The 18,807-nt window shown below is 71.6% G+C and carries 18 protein-coding genes; 8 read left to right on the top strand and 10 right to left on the bottom strand.

Annotation, left to right across the window (positions count from 1 at the left end):
• Window positions 1–679 precede the first annotated feature (679 nt).
• Window positions 680–1,642, bottom strand: coding sequence for a hypothetical protein (locus tag CLV67_RS44640; protein ID WP_106329932.1), 963 nt, complete (start codon window positions 1,640–1,642; stop codon window positions 680–682).
• A gap of 57 nt (window positions 1,643–1,699) precedes the next feature.
• Between CLV67_RS44640 and CLV67_RS44635 the strand changes: the two genes are divergently transcribed.
• The gene (locus CLV67_RS44635; RefSeq protein WP_106329930.1) at window positions 1,700–2,443 is read left to right on the top strand and encodes a PP2C family protein-serine/threonine phosphatase; all 744 of its coding nucleotides are present in this window, start codon (window positions 1,700–1,702) and stop codon (window positions 2,441–2,443) included.
• Here CLV67_RS44635 and CLV67_RS44630 read toward each other — a convergent pair.
• Complete coding sequence (locus tag CLV67_RS44630; RefSeq protein WP_203737752.1) at window positions 2,436–2,663, bottom strand: DUF3817 domain-containing protein; 228 nt, start codon at window positions 2,661–2,663, stop codon at window positions 2,436–2,438. The two genes, CLV67_RS44635 and CLV67_RS44630, sit on opposite strands and share 8 nt — an antisense overlap.
• A gap of 2 nt (window positions 2,664–2,665) precedes the next feature.
• The gene (locus tag CLV67_RS44625) at window positions 2,666–3,079 is read right to left on the bottom strand and encodes a hypothetical protein (RefSeq protein ID WP_106329926.1); all 414 of its coding nucleotides are present in this window, start codon (window positions 3,077–3,079) and stop codon (window positions 2,666–2,668) included.
• Window positions 3,080–3,173: 94 nt separating this feature from the next.
• On the opposite strand from CLV67_RS44625, the gene CLV67_RS44620 reads away from it, so the two are divergent.
• Window positions 3,174–4,253 (top strand): GlxA family transcriptional regulator, encoded by a 1,080-nt coding sequence (locus CLV67_RS44620; RefSeq protein WP_106329924.1) that lies wholly within the window; start codon window positions 3,174–3,176, stop codon window positions 4,251–4,253.
• Window positions 4,254–4,793: 540 nt separating this feature from the next.
• On the opposite strand, the gene CLV67_RS52405 is transcribed toward CLV67_RS44620, so the two are convergent.
• A complete protein-coding gene (locus tag CLV67_RS52405; protein WP_170154238.1) occupies window positions 4,794–4,946 on the bottom strand; it encodes a hypothetical protein in 153 nt (50 codons plus the stop codon).
• Window positions 4,947–4,997: 51 nt separating this feature from the next.
• Here CLV67_RS52405 and CLV67_RS44615 point away from each other — a divergent pair, with 51 nt between their 5' ends.
• On the top strand, window positions 4,998–5,363 hold the full coding sequence (locus CLV67_RS44615) for a cytochrome c oxidase assembly protein (RefSeq protein WP_203737750.1): 366 nt from the start codon (window positions 4,998–5,000) through the stop codon (window positions 5,361–5,363).
• On the opposite strand, the gene CLV67_RS44610 is transcribed toward CLV67_RS44615, so the two are convergent.
• The 4 genes from CLV67_RS44610 to CLV67_RS44595 all read right to left on the bottom strand — a co-directional run bounded on the left by CLV67_RS44610 (window position 5,306) and on the right by CLV67_RS44595 (window position 11,227).
• Window positions 5,306–6,475, bottom strand: a complete 1,170-nt coding sequence (locus tag CLV67_RS44610; protein WP_106329920.1) for a zinc-dependent alcohol dehydrogenase — start codon at window positions 6,473–6,475, stop codon at window positions 5,306–5,308. The two genes, CLV67_RS44615 and CLV67_RS44610, sit on opposite strands and share 58 nt — an antisense overlap.
• Window positions 6,472–6,897: a hypothetical protein gene (locus CLV67_RS44605; protein ID WP_106329918.1), complete on the bottom strand. Its 426-nt coding sequence runs from the start codon at window positions 6,895–6,897 to the stop codon at window positions 6,472–6,474. Before CLV67_RS44605 ends, CLV67_RS44610 begins: the two co-directional genes overlap by 4 nt.
• 357 nt (window positions 6,898–7,254) lie before the next feature.
• Window positions 7,255–8,433 (bottom strand): endonuclease, encoded by a 1,179-nt coding sequence (locus tag CLV67_RS44600; protein WP_106329916.1) that lies wholly within the window; start codon window positions 8,431–8,433, stop codon window positions 7,255–7,257.
• A gap of 79 nt (window positions 8,434–8,512) precedes the next feature.
• Complete coding sequence (locus CLV67_RS44595; protein ID WP_106329914.1) at window positions 8,513–11,227, bottom strand: ATP-binding protein; 2,715 nt, start codon at window positions 11,225–11,227, stop codon at window positions 8,513–8,515.
• Window positions 11,228–11,319: 92 nt separating this feature from the next.
• On the opposite strand from CLV67_RS44595, the gene CLV67_RS44590 reads away from it, so the two are divergent.
• From CLV67_RS44590 to CLV67_RS44575, 4 genes are all read left to right on the top strand, one after another.
• Window positions 11,320–12,321 carry a helix-turn-helix domain-containing protein gene (locus CLV67_RS44590; RefSeq protein WP_106329912.1) on the top strand — a complete coding sequence of 334 codons (1,002 nt, stop codon included), beginning with the start codon at window positions 11,320–11,322 and terminating at the stop codon, window positions 12,319–12,321.
• A gap of 112 nt (window positions 12,322–12,433) precedes the next feature.
• Entirely contained in the window at window positions 12,434–13,459 is a 1,026-nt protein-coding gene (locus CLV67_RS44585; RefSeq protein ID WP_106329910.1) for a Bug family tripartite tricarboxylate transporter substrate binding protein, read from the top strand.
• 5 nt (window positions 13,460–13,464) lie between these two features.
• Complete coding sequence (locus tag CLV67_RS44580) at window positions 13,465–13,986, top strand: tripartite tricarboxylate transporter TctB family protein (RefSeq protein WP_106329908.1); 522 nt, start codon at window positions 13,465–13,467, stop codon at window positions 13,984–13,986.
• Window positions 13,987–13,994: 8 nt separating this feature from the next.
• The gene (locus CLV67_RS44575) at window positions 13,995–15,527 is read left to right on the top strand and encodes a tripartite tricarboxylate transporter permease (RefSeq protein WP_106329946.1); all 1,533 of its coding nucleotides are present in this window, start codon (window positions 13,995–13,997) and stop codon (window positions 15,525–15,527) included.
• On the opposite strand, the gene CLV67_RS44570 is transcribed toward CLV67_RS44575, so the two are convergent.
• Window positions 15,528–16,196, bottom strand: a complete 669-nt coding sequence (locus tag CLV67_RS44570; protein ID WP_106329906.1) for a response regulator — start codon at window positions 16,194–16,196, stop codon at window positions 15,528–15,530.
• Window positions 16,193–17,743, bottom strand: coding sequence for a sensor histidine kinase (locus CLV67_RS44565; protein ID WP_106329904.1), 1,551 nt, complete (start codon window positions 17,741–17,743; stop codon window positions 16,193–16,195). Before CLV67_RS44565 ends, CLV67_RS44570 begins: the two co-directional genes overlap by 4 nt.
• A 51-nt stretch (window positions 17,744–17,794) precedes the next feature.
• On the opposite strand from CLV67_RS44565, the gene CLV67_RS44560 reads away from it, so the two are divergent.
• On the top strand, window positions 17,795–18,763 hold the full coding sequence (locus CLV67_RS44560; RefSeq protein ID WP_106329902.1) for a Bug family tripartite tricarboxylate transporter substrate binding protein: 969 nt from the start codon (window positions 17,795–17,797) through the stop codon (window positions 18,761–18,763).
• Window positions 18,764–18,807: the final 44 nt, after the last annotated feature.

The raw sequence follows: 18,807 nt of genomic DNA, 5'->3' as shown, positions 1-18,807 counted from the left end.
ATCGCTTCTTTCCCACGCTCTCCATGATGCTGGACATCCTCCCGGAGACCCCAGGTCCCCTGATCTTGGATGTCCGTCAAAACGGGGCAGGCCCACCTACGTGGTCACCCACGCCCATGGGCGCGCCACAAATCACCACACTCCGCCGTGCCCGGCTTCGTGGTGACCCGCGCCCGTATATGCGCCACGGGTCACCACGCGGCGGGAGGGGCGACCCGCCGCACTGGCGGACTCGGTTGACCGCCGGCAGACGGCTCGGCCTGGATGTCCGCCAGCCGATCGGTGGGATGTCACAACCGCAGAGTGGGACACCCGGCTGCGGCGGGAGCCGGGAACCGTTGCGGCCAGGGCCTGTATCGGAGTGGGACCGGAGCGAGGCGAGGTTCAGGTGTCCTCCGGGTGGGGCGCCGTGGGCGCCCGGACACCGGGGTTGCATCCGGGCGTTCGCGGCGTCCGGCCGGGCGGCGGCTGGGCCACGCCGCAGCCCGGCGGCTCGGCCACCCACAACCCAGCGGCTCGGCCACCCACAACCCCGCGCCTCGGCCACCCACAACCCAGCGGCTCGGCCACCCACAACCCCGCGCCTCGGCCACCCACAACCCCGCGCCTCGGCCACCCACAACCCCGGCCGGCGGCTGGGCCACGCCGCAGCCCGCCTCCCGCTTCGATACAAGGGCCTCTAGGAGCCGCTGGCACTCGGCCGTGGGGACAGTGCCTCGGCGATCTGGGCCGAGAGCCCCGGCACGGTGTTCGCCCCACTGGTGAACGGCGCCATCGCGGCGGGCGTGAGCCCGCGGACGGTGCCGCCGTCGTCGAATCCGTGGCCAACGCAGGAGGAGTACCGCACGGTGATCTCGGTAAGCCCGGCCGCCGACTCAACCCGCAGAACGATCGCCTCACGGCCCCAGGCCACCTCGGGTGAGCAGTCCTGTGGACGGTCGGGCCCGCCGCCTCTCGGCGCCCGGACGACGCCCTGCAACGCCCGCTGGGCCGGACCGGCGTCCAGCCGCAGGCTGGAGATGATCGCGCCGCGCGGGTCGAGCTCGTAGCGGCAGGCGGAGAGCGACGTGACGTCACGAAGCGCGGCGATGTCCGGCCCCGCCGGAGGCCGCCACTGCGTCGTCGTGCTGATCGGATGGGTGGCCGGGCATCGGTACGCGTCGACGTCGACCCGGTGGATCGTGGCGACGATGCGTTCCCGCCGCTCGGCGGGGGTCTGGACGATCACGTCGACAACCGCCGTACGGATCGTCGTGCGGTCACCGGAGTTCAGGACGCCCTCCGGTTCACCGGGCATCGCCTGACCGAATCCGACCACCCAGCCGGTGTTCTTGATCAGGTTTCCGCCGTCGGGGCAGCCGATCGCCGGGACCGGGGCGCCGGGCCGGGCCACGATCGGCTTTCGTTCCGAGTCCGTCTCGATGCACCACGCGTCGAGGCGGAGGGCACGGTCGTCCCAGCCCCATTCGCCGGGCACGCCGACCTGGACGCCTCCGTAGGACTCCCACCGCCATCCGGGCGGCAGCTCGGCAGCCGTGTCCGACCGCGAGGGGGCCGGTGAGGGGAGCCCGGCCACCTCCGGCGACGCCCACGCCGGGAGCATCAGCACGGCCAGCACGGCGATCACCGATCGTAGGCTCATGGCCGGTACGACGGGCCGTCGCGGCCGCGGGTTCCCGGACGGCCGTAACCTTCGGGCATGGAAATCACGACGGCCGAGTGGACGGTGGCGGGCCGCCTGGTCACCGCGACGGCCGGCAGCGTCGTCGGCAACCGTTACCGGGACAACTTCGACGTGCTGCACCTCGACACGGTACGTCCGCTCGCGGTGGTCGCGGACGGGATGGGCGACGGTCCCGGCAGCACGGCCGCCGGGCGTACATCGGTGGAGGTCTTCGTCCGTGAGACGGCGGCGGTGACCGGACCGGCGGCCTTGCGTGCCGCCGTGGCCGGGGTGCAGAGGGCGGTCAGGGACGCGGGGCGCCGCATCGACGGGCTGACCGGATGCACCCTGACCGCTTTCGTTCAAGACGCTGACGGTCCGGGCGAGGAAGGCAGCGTCTGGATCGTGCAGCTGGGCGACTCGCGGGCCTACCGGGTGCGCGACGGCGTCCTGGAGCTGCTCACCTCCGATCACACCGCGGCCTGGCTGGGCATCCTCAACGGGTGGTACGCGCCGAACTCCCGGGAGGCCTGGATCGACCGGCATCGGCTGACCCGCTATGCGGGCCATCCCGGCATGCCGGAACCCGATCTGCTCAACGTCAGCCTGCGCCCGGGTGACCGATTCCTACTCTGTACGGACGGCGTCTCCGACCAGCTCGACGACCGGTTCCTGGCCGCCGCTCTGACCGGGCGGGCAACCGTCCACGAGCTGCTGGAGTCGACCCTGACGGCGGGCGGCGACGACAACGCGACCGTGGTTCTGATCGACGTCAGCTGAGACGGCGCAGCACGAGGAGCCCGCCGACGCCGGGGATCAGGCCCAGCATCCGGGTGCCGGCGGACAGGCCCGGACGACGCAGGGTGAGGATCACGACGACCAGGTACGCGCATCCGTGCACCGGCCCGCCCAGTGACGTGACCGGGTCCAGGTGCACGGTGGCCAGGTTGAGCAGGAGAACGGCGAGCGAGATCAGCTCGGCCCACGAGGCGGCGCGCACGGTCAGGCCCCGGTCGTCGAGCCGGGGCGGACGATCATCAGCACGGTGACCGTGGCCCAGAGCAGGTTGAAGATCCCGGTGACCATGCCCAGCCGTGTCACCGCCTCTCCTGCCAGAACCCGCTCCTGACCGGGAAGGATCACCAGCGCCAGGATCAGGGCGGCGGCCCCCGTAAGGCCGATCGAGGTGATCAGCCAGGCGTCGCCGAGCACGCCGAGGCTGCTCGCGGTGGCCAGGCCGAAGACCGGTACGGCAACGCCGACCAGGCTGTAGACGCGGCAGATGCGGTGCAGCAGCGTGAGCCGGGACCGGTCGGAGCGCCGCGCCACGGCCGGGAACATGCTGGCCGCCACGGTGACCGGGCCGATCGCGATGATGGCGGCGAGCACGTGCAGGGAGAGGAGCAACTTCGTCACGCGGGGAACGCTAGGCATCCGGTGAGCGCGCCGGAACTGGCAGGATTGCCCACCTGCAACGGATTCCGGCCAACGGTGGCCGTAGGGTGGCGGCATGCACACGGTCGTGGTTCTCGCCCTGGACGGGGTCATCCCGTTCGACCTGTCGACGCCGATCGAGGTGTTCAGCCGGGTGCGGCTCGCCGAGGGCGGCACCGCGTACGAGGTGCGGATCTGCGCGGCCACGCCGTCCGTCGACGCCGGCGCGTTCAGTCTGCGGGCGCCGTGGGGACTCGACGCGCTCCTCGACGCCGACACGATCATCCTGCCGGGGTGTGCGGATCCCGGCGTGGCCGTACCGCAGGAGGTTGTTGATCACCTGCGGAAAGCCGCGGCGGACGGTGCCCGGATCGCCTCCATCTGTTCCGGAGCCTTCGTCCTGGCCGCCACCGGCCTGCTCGACGGGCTGCGCGCCACCACGCACTGGCTGGCCGCCGGAGCGCTCGCCGCCCGGTACCCGGAGATCGACGTCGACCCGGACGTCCTCTACGTCGACAACGGCCAGTTCCTGACCTCGGCCGGAGCCGCCGCGGGCCTCGATCTGTGTCTGCATCTGATCAGGCGGGACCACGGTTCGGCGGTGGCCGCGGACGCCGCTCGGCTGTCGGTCATGCCGCTGGAGCGCGAGGGTGGCCAGGCCCAATTCATCATCCCCGAGCAGCCGCCCGTGCCCCGCGGCGAGGGCCTCGAACCGCTGCTGCGCTGGATGCAGGAGAACACCGACATCGACCTGACCCTGGGCGATCTGGCCGCCCGGTCCGGCATGAGCATCCGCACCCTGAACCGCCGCTTCCGTGAGCAGACCGGCACGACGCCGCTGCAGTGGCTGCTGCGGGCCCGGGTCCGGCAGGCCCAGCACCTGCTGGAGACCACCGACCAGCCGGTCGAGACCATCGCCGGTCATGTCGGTTTCGGATCACCGACCGCGTTCCGTGACCGGTTCAAGCGCATCGTCGGCGCGAGCCCGCACGCCTACCGGACGGCGTTCCGCGGTTCGAGACCGGCCGCCGCACGCCAGCGGGCGACCTCGTCGTCGTGGGACCCGGAAGCGGTCGCGGCGGTGACGGCGGCCGGATCCGCGCAGCCGCTGAGCAGCGTCAACGGCCAGGCCGGCACACCCTCCCCGTCGTCGTAGGCCGTCCATCCGAGAGCCCCGCCGAAGCGCCAGGCCCGCCCCGCGGCGTCAGCCACGTCGTCACCGAGCTCGAGGAACGCGTACGGCCGGAAGATCGTCTCGAAGGTGATCGGCACACCGCCGTCGACCTCCACGGTGGTGCCCTGGAACTCGTACTCCGGGTTCGGCTCCTCCCCCGCCCGCAGCACGAGCAGGACTTTCGTGGGCCGGGGCAGCCAGCCGGTCAGCTGCGGTTCGTCGAACTCGTCGGCCTCGAGGACGTGCACGATCCGCGGCGGCATGCCGACCCGGCACGTGTCACCGACGGTGAGGCTGCCGGTCGGCGGCTCGGTCACGTAGAGCTCGTCCGGATCGTCCAGGCCCAGCGCGGCGTCACCGCTCCACCGGACGTCCTCGGACTCCGGATCGATCTCCCACCAGGGCCATCGGATGCTGACGTGGTACCTGTCCAGGCCGGTCACGACGGTCGGCGCGAAGGGGCAGGAGACAACCAGCACGTCACCGGCGCGGAACGACATGGGCGGCAGCCTAACGACCAGATCAAGGGCGGGGTGCGGTACGGGTCCACGAGCGCTCACCGCGGCGGCCGCCGATCGTGGCGACACAGCATGAGCAGATGTGCCGGACCTCGTCCTCGGCTGTGATCATGCCGGTGGCCCGGAAGTCGAACGGCACGTGCGGGAACCTCGCCATGCGCATCGGATTGCCGCGTCGCTCCGGCGCCGCGGCATCACCCTGCCGGGGGTGGTGCTGGGAATCGGCATCCAGGTGGTTCAGGTGCACTTCCTGCTGGCCGGGTACCTGTTCGCGTGGGTGGTGGCCGGACCGGACCCGGCGCCACGACGGCCGTCGGTTCCCGTACGGCTGATGGTCCTGGGGGTGGCGATCGCCTTTCACGCGGTCTTCTCGCAACTCATGTTCGCCGGGGTCGTCGGCGATCCGGCGACACCGCGGGCCGAGCGCGAGGGCGGCGCCGAGTTGATGTACTACGGCGGAGACATCGCCGAGCTTCTCCTCGCCGCCGCCCTCGTCACACGATGGCGTCCGCGTCGTCAGGGTACGAACACCGCGCGTACGCAGTCGTCCTTCTTCTCCTTGAAGATGCGGTAGCCCTCCGGCGCCTCGCCGAGCGGCATCACGTGCGTCGCCAGATACTCCGTGACCAGTTCGTTCTTCGCCATCCGCTCGAGCAGCATGGGGATGTAACGCTGCCCGTGCATCTGCGCTCCGCGTACCGTCAGACCCTTGTTCATCAGCGCGCCGAGCGGAAACTTGTCGACGAACCCGGCGTAGACGCCGAGGACGAAGACGGAGCCGCCTTTACGGCAGGCGTGGATCGCGTCGCGGACCGCCACAGGACGGTCGGTCTGCAGCCGGAGCTGCTGTTTGAGCTGGTCGTAGGCGAACTGCGGACCCGGCGAGTGCGCCTCCATGCCGACCGCTTCGATGCACACGTCCGGCCCGCGGCCGCCGCTGCGTTCACGCAGCTCACCGGCGATGTCGTCACTCTCGTAGTTGAGCGTCTCGGCGCCGACGTGCCGCCGCACCTGGTCGAGGCGGTTCTCCAGACGGTCGATGACGATCACCCGATCGGCGCCGAGCAGCACGGCGGCGCGGGCCGCCATCTGCCCGACCGCCCCGGCGCCCCAGACCGCGACGACGTCTCCGGGCCCCACCCCGCCGAGATCGGCGCCCATCCAGCCGGTCGAGGCGGAGTCGGAGGCGAAGACGGCCCGCTCATCACTGACGGTGTCCGGCACGGTGAACGCGCCGACGTCAGCGAACGGCACCCGGATGTACTCGGCGTGACTGCCGGCGTTGCCACCCATGGCGTGCGAATAGCCGAAGCAGCCGCTGGGCGCCTGACCCCACATCGTCTCCGTGATCGCCGGGTTCGTGTTGCCGTTGTCGCACAGCGAGAACAGTCTCTGGTCGCAGTACCAGCAGCTGCCGCACGAGATGAACGACGACACCACGACACGGTCACCGGCCCGGTGGTTGCGCACGTCCGGGCCGACCTCGACGACCTCGCCGAGGAATTCGTGCCCGAGCACGTCACCCTTCTCCATGAACGGGATGTAGCCGCCGATCAGGTGCAGGTCGGAGCCGCACGTCACCGTCCTGGTGACCTTGACGATGATGTCGCCCGGGTTGCGCAGCTCGGGGTCAGGGACGGTTCCGACCGCGAGCTTGTTGATGCCCTGCCACTGCAACGCCTTCACAGCAGACCTCCTTCACGACCGTGCGCGGTAACCTTCTGCAACGGCCGGTTCAGTGGTGTCGAGACGGTCGTGGGCGGCCCGGACGGCAACAGAACGTCACCGGCCTCCAGCAGCGACCGGGTCTCCCGCAGCGCCCGCCGCACCTCACCGTCGGTGATCGGGGAGCCGTCCGGGATCCGGATCGCGATCTCGGTCCCGCGTCCACCGGGCGCGGCCGCGAGGCTGACCTCGACCCGGTCGACGATCTCGCTGAGAGAGCCTGGCAGCTGGGTGACCTCCAGTTCGACCAGCGGCCGGTACACCGTCACCACATGCCGGTGCCGGGCCGGCGTCCTCCGCTTCGCCCTGCGTCCGACGGCGACGGCCGCGGCGCCCGCCACGAACGGCCCGGCGATCAACAACACCTTCCCGGTGCGACTCATGCCTGCTCCTTTCGCTCGACGGCCACATACCACGCTGGTACGCGCCTAAACGGCGCCGAGCGATCCGGTCACTCACCGCAGGCTCCCGGGTTCCGCTGCCGACATTCACGATGGGGTACGCACGGAGTCGTGACCAACCGCAATCAGGGCCGCACCGCCATCGCGAACGCGCGCGATGCGCGGCGCAAGGCCCCAACGCGACCGCCGGGGCTGAGGGCGTCTGGTCACCGTCGGACCCGGCCGTGTCGTACCGCTGCATCACCAGGGGTGGAGACGGCAGTACGACACAGCCGGCGGGAGGGACGGCGGCGGCCACCGCCGCGGGGGTGACGGTGGCCGCTTCGGGGGGGGCCGGGTTCAGCCGAAGATCGACGCGACCCACTCCGGGTGGTCGATGAAGGGGTTTCGGTTGCGCTGGTAGCTGGCGTAGATCGTCTGGTTGCGGGCCCGCTCGGCGCTGTCCGGCGGGTCGGCGTTGTGCCAGGCCATCAGGGTCGACAGCTTGCCGTGGAAGCGCACGCCGCCGTTGCCGGTCACGTTGTTGAGCTCGAGGTTGGCGAACGCGTCGTCGCCCTCGTAGCGGACCGCCATGTAGAACAGCATCCGGGCCACGTCGCCCTTGACGGCGGAGCGGGGCTCCCACGAGTCGGAATCGTAGTAGTTGCCGCTGGCGCCCGAGGCCGCGCTGCCGCCGTTGTCGAAGTCGAGGTTGCCGCGCAGCGCGTTGACCGCCACGTCCTCGGGACGCAGGTGGTGCAGGTCGGTGCCGGGTCCGGCGGTGGTGCCGAAGTCGCCGTGGGACTGGGCCCACACGTGTTCCCGGTTCCAGTTGCCGGAGGCGCCGCCGTTGAGCGACTTGGAACGGCTGACGTTCGAGTAGAACAGGCGCACGTTCGACGGGTTCGAGGGGTCCTGGTCGGTGACCTTGAGGGCCTCCCAGACGCCGTCGTAGGACAGCCTGGTCACGCCGGTCGAGATGATCGTGTGCAGCGACGACCTGAGGCTGGGGCCGGTCTTGCCGAGCGCCGCGGCGTAGTAGGCGTCGGTGCCGCTCGACGCCGTCGGGGAGACGGTGGCCGTCGGGCTGGTGGTGGAGCCGGTGCCGAGCGTCATGGCGGTCGGCGATTTGAGGCCGGCGTGGGTGAAGTACGCCGTGAGCGTCCCGGTGACGGTGAGCCTCTTGCCGATCAGCGAGGGGTTGCTGAGCAGTCCGAACGACGACCGGTAGGAGCTGGTGATCTGGACGTACAGCATGCTGCCCGTGCTGGTCGTGGACGCGCTGTCGGCGATGGCCAGCGCGGTGTCGCCGGTGAAGCCGCTGAACCGGACCGTGTTGGTGGCGGTGGGCTCGCCGACGATGTAGCCGGCGACCGTGGCACCGGCGCCGGTCTGGGAGCTGATCGCCTGCGCGACGGTCAGGGTCGCCGCGGCGGCGGGCTGGGGGAACCCGAACACCGTGAGGGTGGCGACGAGCATACCGGCGAGGGCGGGTACGAGCAGCGCGACTATGCGCCGATGTCGTGTGGGACCGGGCATGGGGGGCTCCGTTCGCCAGGCTGTATAGACAGCCTTCAGTGTGAGCTACCTGGCCCCCAGGGGTCTCATACCAAAACCGTCATACGGAGTTCGCCAGCGCGCCGGCGAGCTGGGCGCGCCGGGTCACGCCGAGCTTCGGGTAGATGCGGTACAGATGAGACCCGACCGTACGATGCGACAGGAACAGCCGTTCGGCGATCTGCCGGTTCGTCAGCCCATCGGCTGCCAGCGTGGCGATCTGGAGCTCCTGCGGTGACAGGCTCTCCCGGGCCGCCGACACGCGGGTCCCGCTGTTCTCGCCGGCCGCCCGCAACTCGGCACGCGCCGCCTCGGCCCACGGCTGCGCGCCGAGAGCGTCGAATGTCTCCCGGGCCGATCGCAGCAGGTCACGAGCCTCGGTGGTGCGATATCGGCGGCGTTCCCGGCGGCCCAGATGCAGTTGCAGGCGGGCCCGGTAGAGCGGCCACCGTCCGATCTCACCGGTCAGGTCCTCGCCGCCGTCCAGCACGACGGCCGCATACTCGGCGGCAACCACCACGATCGGGGCGCGCACGGCGGCGGCCAGTTCGGGCAACCCGATGATCAGGTCACGCGCGTCGTCCGGCCGCTGGGCGGCGGCCGCCGCGTCGATCAGGTCCGGCACGAGCCACCATCGCATGTACCGGTGGAAGACCGGCGACACCGGGTCGAAGGTGGCCGCCAGTACGGCGTACGCCCGATGTGCGTCGCCGCGGAAGAGATGGACCAGACCGCGTGCCTGGGCCATCGCCACCTGGATGTAACTCATGCCCGCGGCCAGCGGGCTGGCCGCGACCTCGTCGAGCAGCCGCTGCGCCGAGTCGAGATCGCCACGCAGCGCGCTGATCGCACCGATGCTGGTCTGCGCGGCGACCGCGTAGAACGCCTCGCCGGTCTCCCGGGCCAGGGTCCTGGCCTCGGTCAGCTCGGCGATCGCGCGATCCCATTCGCCGAGCCAGAGCCGGCCCCAGTTGGTACTGCTCAGCAGACGGGCCAGCACGGCGAGGCGGCCCTGCGCGCGAGCGTCCGCGACCGCGCGGTCGAGCCACGCCGTGCTCCGGGCGAAGTCACCCAGCACCAGCGCGGCGCTGCCGAGGAACCGCATCGCCTCCGGCCCCTGATCGGTCTCCGCGGCCCGATCGAGCCGGCCGAGCACCTCGGCGCCGCGTTCCTCGGGAACGGTGTAGGCCAGGAGCGCCAGGGTCAGCGGATCGTCGCCGTCCGGGTCGGCCAGCGCGGCGACCCGGCCCCGTGCCGCGGCCGGGTCGGGCCCGGTGTCCTGGAAGAAACAGCGCGACGCGGCTCGCCACAGAAGCTGCGTGAACACGTACGGGCTACCCGCGTCACGGGCCGCCACGGCCAGGTCGGTCAGCTCCCGGACCCGGGCGGCCGGATCCCGGTAGGCCGGATATCGCACCACCTCGAGGATGTTGGCGAGCCGGGCCCGCTCGACCGGGCCGAGTGCCGACGGATCGCTCTCGGTGATCAGCCGCTCGACCTCGTGACGGGCGCCGATCTCACTGGCCAGTTCGGCGGCCCGGAGCACCAGCGACGTCGCAGCGGCCGGCTGCTCGGTCAGCTCACCGGCCCGATGCAGGGCGGACACCGCCGACATCGTGGCACCGCGGCGCCCGGCCCGCTCGGCGTACCGTTCCAGTTCGGCGGCGAGCTCCGGGTCGGGGCCCATGGTCGCCGACGCCAGGTGCCACAACCGGCGGTCGGGGAAGTCCGCGAGCTGACCGGCCAGTGCGCGGTGTACGGCCAGACGGGTAAGCAGCGGTGCCCGCTGGTAGACGGCCGACCGCATGAGCGGATGCCGGAACCGCAGCGACGATCCGGCCACCTCGATCAGGCCGGCGTCCATCGCCCGCTGAGCGTCACTCAAGGTCACCGGCTCGCCGGCCGTCTCACTCGCCGCAGCGAGCAGCCGGCGCACATTGCAGGCCGCGTCTGCGGCAAGGGTCAGGAGCAGGGCACCTTCTCGTACGCCCAGATCGTTCACCCGTGCCGCGAACGCCGCCTCCAGTCTGTTGTTGAGCGGCAGCGCCGCGCTCGGCGAGCCGGCCACGGCGTTCACCGCCGCGCTGCGGGGCAGCTCCACCAGCGCGAGCGGGTTCCCGGCGGCCTCGGCCAGGAACCGGTCCCGCACCGCCGGGGACAGTCGCGGGGCGTGCGAGTCGAGCAGTGCCGCGGAGTCGGCCGCGGTGAGCCGCCCGAGTTCCAGGTCGGGCAGGTCGGCCCGGCGCTGGGGGTCGTCGAGCGCGACGGTCCGGGTGCCGCCCACGGCCAGGACCGCGTCGCTGCCGATCCGCCGGCCGACGAAGGCCAGCACGTCCGCGCTGGCCTTGTCCAGCCAGTGCAGGTCGTCCAGAACCAGCACGACCGGCCGGTCCACGGCGGTGTCGACGACGACCTCGAGGGCGGCCAGCGCCACGGCGTACAGGTCGGGGGTCCCCTCCTGCTGACCGAAGGCGGCACGCAGCGCGGCCCGGTGCACCGGTGGCAGGGCGTCGATCGCGGAGGCGAGCGGATACAGCAACTGATGCAGGGCGGCGTACGGCAGGCGCGACTCGCTCTCCACCCCGGAGGACGTCAGCACCCGCATGCCGCGTTCCCCGGCCGTCCGGGCCAGCCATGTCAGCAGCGCCGTCTTGCCGATCCCCGGCTCGCCGCGGATCACCAGGGCCGCACCGCGCTCGGCGGCCGCCCCGGCCAGCAACCGGTCGAGCAACGCCAGCTCGCCGTCCCGGCCGAACAGTGCTTCCCCCGCGCGCATCCCCGCATCCTGCCATCGGGGCCTACCGCTTCCGACATGCGCAGTCGTTCTACTCAAGCCCCGGGACACGACCGCGCCGGAGGCTTGGCGGCATGACCGCACCGCTGTTCGCCACACTGCTCCGTGACCACCGGCGCGCGGCCCGGATGACCCAGCACGAGCTGAGCGTCAGGTCGGGCATCAGTGTGCGGGCGATCGGCGACATGGAACGCGGGCTCAGCCGGGCGCCTCAGCGCCGTACGATCGACGCCCTCGCCACCGCCCTCGGTCTCGGCGCCATGCACCGCCACGCGCTGACCACCGCCGCGCGGGCCGCCCGCAACACCGGCTCCGGCGTGTGTGCGCTCCCCCGCGACCTGCCCGACTTCACCGGCCGCCGCGCCGAGCTGGCCCACCTGTCCGAAGCCTGCCGGCCGGACACGGTGACGGTCGTGTCCGGGCCACCCGGTGTCGGCAAGACGGCCCTCGCGGTGCACGCCGCCACCCGGTTCGCGGGAAGAGTGCGCTTCGTGGACTGCCGGGGCAACGGCTCCCGACCGGCGTCGCCGGACGAGGTGGCCGACCGGCTGGCCCGTGCCGGGGAGGCCGGTGACCTGGTGGTTCTCGATGATGTCGCCGATCCCTCGGTGGTCCCGGCGACGGCGGGGCGGGCGATTCTGATCACCGCCCGGCGACTGAGTCCGGCGACCGAGCAGATCCGGCTGGCACCGCTGGCCGCCGACGAGTCGGTGCGGTTGCTGACCGCCATCACCGGGCTCCCGGAGTGCCGGCACGCGCGGGCGGTCGCGGGGTACTGCGGGCACCTGCCACTGGCGTTGCGGACCGCCGGGAACCGGCTGGCGACCCGTCCGGGCTGGACGATGGCGGACCTGGCCCGGCGGCTCGCTCCCGCTGATCGGCGGCTGTCGGCCCTGAGCGCCGGCGACCTGTCGGTCGGCCGCCGCTATGCGACCCTCGACCCGGCGGCCCGCGACGCGTTACGGCTGCTCGCCGAGCCGGGTATGGCCGTCCTGGCCGATCTGGGCCTGGTCTCCGAGCTGGCGCATCTCTATGCCCGGACGCTGAACGCCGAACCCGCCGACCGAGGGGCGTAGCGACCAGAAAGACCAATATGCTCGCAGATTTCACAACAGTGACCGGCGTCACTGACTCCTGCAAGGGTGCGTAACACGTTCGTCTTCCCCCTGTGACAGGAGCACGATCCTGATGTTCAGAAGGACTCTCGTGGTCGCTCTGCCGGCCGCGTTGTTGCTTGCCGGTGGTTGCGCTGACCAGAGCGTCGGCGAGAAGCCCGGTTCGGCGGGATCCGCGGCGGCGGACTACCCGAGCAAGACCCTGCAGATCATGGCGCCGGCCGGAGCCGGTGGGGGCTGGGACACCACGGCCCGCTCGATGCAGAAGGTCTTCCAGGACGCCGGCCTGCTCAAGAACCAGACCGCCGAGGTCCGCAACGTCACCGGCGCGGCCGGCACCATCGGCCTGGCCGAGCTCGTCACCAGTCACCAGAAGGACGCACACCAGCTGATGGTGACCGGCCTCGTGATGGTCGGCGGCGTGGTCACCAACAAGTCCCCGATCGACCTGAGCAAGACCACCCCGATCGCCACCCTCACCGCCGAGTCGGAGGTCGTGGTGGTCCGCAAGGACTCCAAGTACACGACGCTCAAGCAGCTCGCCGACGACATCAAGGCCAATCCGACGTCGGTGAAGTGGGGCGGCGGCTCGGCCGGCGGCACCGACCAGATCCTGGTCGGCCTGTTCGCCAAGGCGGCCGGCGCGGACGCGAAGGCGGTCGCCAAGCAGTACGTCGCCTACTCCGGCGGCGGCGAGACCAAGGCGGCGCTGCTGTCCGGGGACGTCAGCGTGGCCGTCTCCGGCACGAGCGAGTTCGCCGACCTGGTCAAGTCCGGTGACGTCCGCGCGCTGGCGGTCTCCTCGGCCACCGGCCAGGACGCGGGCGCCGGCACGCCGACGCAGAGCATCAAGGAGCAGGGGTACGACCTCGAGCTGATGAACTGGCGCGGCGTGGTCGCCCCGCCCGGCCTCAGCGCCGATGAGCGGACGGCGGTGCTCAAGCTCGTCGACGACCTGCACAACTCCGAGCAGTGGAAGGCCGAACTGACCGCCAAGAACTGGCAGGACTTCTACAAGTCCGGCGACGAGGCGGTCGCCTTCTACGAGTCGGAGAGCACCCGTATCAAGACGGTCCTGACCGAGATCGGCCTGGGCTGACCGACATGGATCCGGCACTCCCCCCAGGTGCCCCGGCCGCGTCGGAGGCGGAACCGTCCGCCTCCGGCCCGCTGGCCGTCGGCGCCGTCCTGCTGCTCACCGGCTTCACCCTGCTGTGGCAGGCCGTCAGCGCCGCGGCCGACAACGGTGTCACCCTCGGCGGTCCGACACTCGCGCCGCTCGTGGTGACGGGCCTGTGGGTCGTCGTCGCCGCGTGGTATCTGCTCGAGGCCGTACGCAAGCGGGTCTCCGCCCCGGACCGCCTCGAGCGAGGAGCGTGGCGGACTCCGGTGCTGCTGCTCGTCGCGTTGATCGTCTATTCCGTGGTGCTGAAGTACACGGTCCTCGGTTACGTACTGGCCACCGTGGCGTTCGTGCTGGTCTCGGCGCGGCTGCTGAGCACCCGCCCGTGGCGTGAGGTGATCGTCCGGGACCTGGCCACCGCGGTCGGGCTGTCGGTCGGCATCTATCTGCTCTTCACCCGGCTGCTCGGGATCGTCCTGCCCGCGGGAGTGCTGCCGCTGTGAGTTCGTTCATGGACCTCCTCTCCGGCTTCGGCACGGTCCTCACCTGGGAGAACCTGCTCTACGCGGCGATCGGCGTCACGATCGGCACGCTGGTGGGTGTGCTGCCGGGCATCGGGCCGGCGCTGACCATCGCGCTGCTGCTGCCGGTGGCGCTACAGCTCGACGACCCGACCGGCACGCTCATCATGTTCGCCGGGATCTACGCGGGCGCCATGTACGGCGGCTCGACCACCTCGATCCTGCTGAACACCCCCGGTGAGTCGGCGTCGGTGGCGACGTCGATCGAGGGCTATCAGATGGCCCGCAACGGCCGGGCCCGCAGCGCTCTGGCAACGGCGGCGATCGGCTCGTTCGTGGCCGGCACGATCTCGACGATCCTGCTGGCGTTCGTGGCGGCCCCGATGGCGCGGGTCGCGGTGACGTTCCGTGCGTCGGACTACTTCGCGCTGGCGGTGCTGGCGATGGTGACCGTCACAGCGATGGTGGGCGCGTCACTCGTACGCGGCCTCATGTCCTTGACCTTCGGTCTGTTCCTGGGCCTGATCGGGATCGACTCCCTGACCGGGCAGGCGCGGTTCACCTTCGGTGTGCCCGAGCTGCTGGACGGCGTCGACATCGTGACGATCATCGTGGGCCTGTTCGCGATCGGCGAGACGCTGTTCATCGCGCTGCGGCTGCGCGACCTGCCGGCCCACGTCACCCCGCTGGAGCCGCCCGGGAAGGGTTTCGCCTGGCTGAGCCGCTCGGACTGGTCACGCTCGTGGCGGCCGTGGCTGCGCGGCACCGCACTCGGCTTCCCGTTCGGGGCGCTGCCGTCCGGTGGCGCCGAGATCCCCACCTTCGTGTCCTACACGCTGGAGAAACGCCGTTCGAAGCACCCCGAGGAGTGGGGCAACGGGGCGATCGAGGGCGTCGCCGGTCCGGAGGCCGCCAACAACGCGTCGTTCTCCGGTGTGCTGGTGCCGCTGCTCACGCTCGGTATCCCGACGTCGGCGACAGCCGCCGTGATGCTCGCGGCGTTCGGCTACTTCGACCTGGCGCCCGGCCCGCAGCTGTTCGAGAAGTCGCCGGACCTGGTATGGGGCCTGATCGCGTCGCTGTTCATCGGCAACGTGATGCTGCTGGCCCTGAACCTGCCGATGATCCGGATCTGGGTGAAGGTGCTGCGGATCCCGCGGCCGCTGCTGTACACCGGCATCCTGGTGTTCGCGACGCTCGGTGTGTACGCGGTGTCGGGCAGCATCGTGGACGTCTTCATCGCGTTCACGATCGGGGTGATCGCGGTGTTCATGCGGCGGTTCGAGTTCCCGATCGCGCCGGTGATCCTCGGCGTCATCCTGGGGCCGATGATGGAGATCCAGTTCCGGCGGGCGTTGCTGCTGGCCGACAACGACCTGACCATCTTCGTACGCCGCCCGCTCACCCTGGTCCTGCTGCTGCTCGCCGTGGCGGCGCTCGGCCTGCCCCACCTGCCGAAGCTGATCGCCCGGATCAAGGGACGGGAGAGCACCGAGCGCCTGGCCTTCAGCGACGAGGACTGACTAGCGTTTCCACAGGTAGCGATGCTCGGGCCGGCCGGCCCCGCCGTAGCGCAGCCGTACCTGGGCCCTCCCCAGCCGGACGAGGTGTTCGAGGTAGCGGCGGGTGCTGACGCGGGACAGGCCGGCCCGTTCGGCGCACTCGGCCGCCGACAGGTCGGTGTCGCTCTCGCGCAGCACGGCGATCACCAGGTCGGCGGTCCGTCCGGCCAGCCCTTTCGGCAGGGCCGCCTCGCCGTCCGGGGTGCCGCCGAAGAACCGGTCGACGTCGGCCTGAACCGCGGCCGGCGCCCCGGTCAGCCGGGACACCGCCTCGGTGTATCGCTCCAGCCGTTCGCGCAGCGTGTCGAAGGTGAACGGCTTGATGATGTAGTGCATGACGCCACCGCGCAGCGCGGCCCGCACGGTCTCGGCGTCCTGGGCCGCGGTGATCGCGATGACGTCGACGGCACTGGACTCCTGACGCAGCCGGCGCAGGATCTCCAGCCCGGAGATGTCGGGCAGGTAGATGTCGAGCAGCACCAGGTCGGGCCGCAGCCGTTCGACGGCCTCCAGCGCCGCCGCTCCGGTGTGCGCGGTGCCGGCGACGGTGAAGCCGGGCACCTTCTGCACGAATCCCTGATGGATCCGGGCCACCATGAAGTCGTCGTCGACGACCAGCACCCGGGTCACTCCGGCTCCTCCGCGTCCACCGGGAGGCGGGCCGTGAACGCCGACCCGTCCACCGTGATGCCGCCGCCGCGGGCCGTGCAGACCCGGCTGATCAGTGCGAGGCCGAGCCCACGGTGCCCGTCGCCGGACTTGGTGGTGAACCCGCTGCTGAACACCTTGTCGGCGTGCTCCTGGGCCACCCCGGCACCCGAGTCGGTCACGATCACCTCGATCTCGTCGCCCAGATCACGGACGGCCACGCTGACCCAGCCGTCCGGGCCGACCGCGTCGAGGGCGTTGTCGATCAGGTTGCCGACGACCGTGACCAGGTCGGCGGCGAGCCGGTCGCCGACGGGGGCGGGCATGCTGGTCTCCTCGGCGACACGCAGCTCGACGTGCTGCTCGGACGCGACGCTGGCCTTCGCGATGATCAGGGCGGCCAGGGCCGGGTCGGCGATCCTCGACTGCACCTCGTGGTTGAGCGCGTTGTGCAGCTCACCGGCCGTGATGATGAAGTTGACCGCTTCGTCGTACTGCCCGAGCTGCACCAGGCCGGAGATGGTGTGCAGCCGGTTGGTGAACTCGTGCGCCTGTGCCCGCAGCGTGTCGGTGGTGTGCCGGCTCAGATCCAGCTCACGTTCGAGCGAGGTCAGCTCGGTGCGGTCGCGCAGGGTGGTGACCGAACCCGCAGCGCGCCCGCGGACCACCACCGGCATCCGGTTGAGAACCAGCACCCGGGAATCGTGCACCACCACCCGGTCGGGCTCGTCGGAACCTCCGGTCAACAACTCTTCGGGTACGCCCAGCGACCGCAACGTCCGCCCGTTGACCTCACCCGACAGCCCGAGAAGCCGGCGCGCCTCGTCGTTGGCGAGGGTCACGTGACCGGCCGGGTCGACGCCGATCAGTCCCTCCTTGATGCCGTGCAGCATCGCCTCCCGATGCTCGACCAGCCCGGCGATCTCGACCGGTTCCAGCCCGAGGGTCTGCCGTTTGATCCGCCGGGACAGCAGGATCGACCCCACGCCGCCGAGCACGGAACCGAGCAGCAGATAGGTCAGCAGGTCGGCGGTGGCGCTGGCCAGCGACTCGGGCAAGGTCGGATAGGTCTTGCCGACCATGACCAGGCCCAGCACGCCGCCGTTCTCCGGGTCGAGCACGGGCGCGTGCGCCACGAGCGCCCGCCCGTTGTGCTCGACCACGCCGAGCCAGGCCCGTCCGGTCAGCGCGCCGCTGTCGGCCAGCGCCGCCGGGCGGCCCCGCTCGGGCCCGGTCAGCAGCACCCCGCCCTCGTCGGTGAGCTCGACGAACGACGCCCCGGACACGCTGCGGGCGGTCTCGGCCCGCGCGGCGAGCGCGTCGAACCAGGGAACACCGCTCATCCCGGCCCGGATCACGTCGGTGGCCGCCAGGTTCTCCGCGCTGGAGCGCAGCTTGGCGCCCTGGTCGCGGCGGAAGGCGGCGTCGGCCTCGGCGAGTGACACCGCGGCGACCGCGCCGACGACCAGCAGCACGATGCCGAACTGGAGCACGAGGAACTGCCCGGCGAGCGAGAACTTCCAGCGCATCTGCCCTCCTGCCCGCGTCCGGTCGACCGTCTCCGACGCTATCTTGGTCGGGTGCGCCGCCGTACGCTGCTCGCCGCCCCGCTGGCCGTCCTGGCCGGCGGCTGTTCGGCCGGCGGTTGTTCGGCCCGCACCGACCCGGCGCTGCGGCTCATGGTGCCGAACGCGCCGGGCAGTGGCTATGACATCACGGCCCGGACCGTCGCCACCGCTCTGGACGTCGACCACGTCCGTTCCGGGGTGGAGGTGTTCAACCTGGCCGGTGGCGGCGGCACGGTCGGGCTCCGGCGGCTGGTCTACGAACGCGGCAACGGCGACCTCATGATGCTCATGGGCCTCGGCCTGGTCGGGGCGCAGCACACCTCGCCGGTCCCGGTGACGCTCGACGCCGTCACCCCGGTCGCCCGCCTCATCGAGGAGCCGGAGGTTCTGGTCGTCACCGGCGACTCGCCGCTGCGGGACCTGGACGACCTGGTCCGGGCGTGGCGGGCCGACCCGGACGGGCTGGCCGTCGGCGGCGGCTCGGCACCGGGCGGGCCGGACCACCTGGCCGCCATGCTGATCGCCGAGGCGGCCGGGGTGACGCCCCGGTCGGCCCGTTACGCCGAGTTCGACGGCGGCGGTGTGCTGCTGGCCGCCGTGCTCTCCAAGCGGGTCGCCGCCGCGGTGTCCAGTCTGGGCGAGTTCGCCGGCCAGATCGACTCGGGCCAGCTGCGCGTGCTGGCGACGACCGGCAGCGAGCGCAGCCGCGGCGTCGAGGCCCCCACCCTGCGGGAGGCGGGCCTCGACGTGGTGTTCGCGAACTGGCGGGGGCTGGTCGCCCCGCCCGGTCTCGACGAGACTCAGCTGCGGGCTCTCGACGACACCGTCGCCGGGCTGCGCGCGTCAGCGACGTGGCAGCAGGCCATGGCCGGTTTCCGCTGGTCCGACGCCTACCTGCCCGGCACGGACTTCGGCGCCTTCCTCCGCCGGCAGGACGGCCGGGTCACCCAGATCCTCAGCGAGCTGGGTCTCGACACCTGAGCCGGACGCCGGCCGCGAGCGCTCGACGTCCACGTCGGGCAGCA

This window comes from Actinoplanes italicus (assembly GCF_003001815.1).
Taxonomy (GTDB): Bacteria; Actinomycetota; Actinomycetes; order Mycobacteriales; family Micromonosporaceae; genus Actinoplanes; species Actinoplanes italicus.
The sequence above is the reverse complement of the archived record's forward strand: the minus strand, read 5'-3'. Positions and strand labels throughout refer to the sequence as shown.